This window comes from Paratractidigestivibacter sp. (assembly GCF_052362415.1).
Taxonomy (GTDB): domain Bacteria; phylum Actinomycetota; class Coriobacteriia; order Coriobacteriales; family Atopobiaceae; genus Paratractidigestivibacter.
Window position 1 is genome coordinate 1,131 of the sequence record NZ_DAWEMK010000198.1, and the last position, 708, is coordinate 1,838.

1 protein-coding gene is annotated in these 708 nt (G+C 69.5%); it reads right to left on the reverse strand.

The window, feature by feature from the left end; all coding sequences use genetic code 11:
- The coding region (locus ACT84W_RS10880) for an S-adenosylmethionine synthetase N-terminal domain-containing protein (RefSeq protein ID WP_444329236.1) at window positions 1–708 on the reverse strand (708 nt) is incomplete at both ends.

Genomic DNA, 708 nt, shown 5'->3' on the forward strand with positions numbered 1-708 from the left:
CGGTGAGGCCGGTGTCGCCCATGGGGCCGCCCACGACGAAGCGGCCGGTCGGGTTCACGTAGATGTCGGCGTTGTCCCACTTGATGCCGACCTCGTTGAGCACGGGGGCGATCACGTGGTCGACCATGTCCGCCTTGATGAGGCCCATGTCCTCGACCTCGTCGGAGTGCTGGGTCGAGACGACGACCGCGGTGACCTCGACGGGCTTATCGTCCTCGTAGCGGACGGTGACCTGGGTCTTGCCGTCGGGGCGCAGGTAGGGCACGGCGCCGTTCTTGCGCACAGCGGCCAAGCGCTCGGCCATGCGGCTCGCGAGGTAGTGCGGCATCGGCATGAGGACGGGGGTCTCGTCGCAGGCGTAGCCGAACATCATGCCCTGGTCGCCGGCGCCCACCTCGTCGATGGGGTCGGTCGTGCGCCCGGCCTGGGCGTCGTAGGACTCGTCGACGCCGGCGGCGATGTCGGCGCTCTGCTCGTGGATGAGGTTGAGGACGCCGCAGGTGTCGCAGTCGAAGCCGAACTTCGCGCGGTCGTAGCCGATACGGCGGATGGTCTCGCGCGCGACCTTCTGGACATCGACGTAGGCCTCGGTGCGGACCTCGCCGGCGACGATCACGGTGCCGGTGGTGACGAAGGTCTCGACCGCGCAGCGGACGTTGTCGAGCTTGGCGGGGACGCCGTCGGGGGCGACGTAGCCCGAGGCCTCGA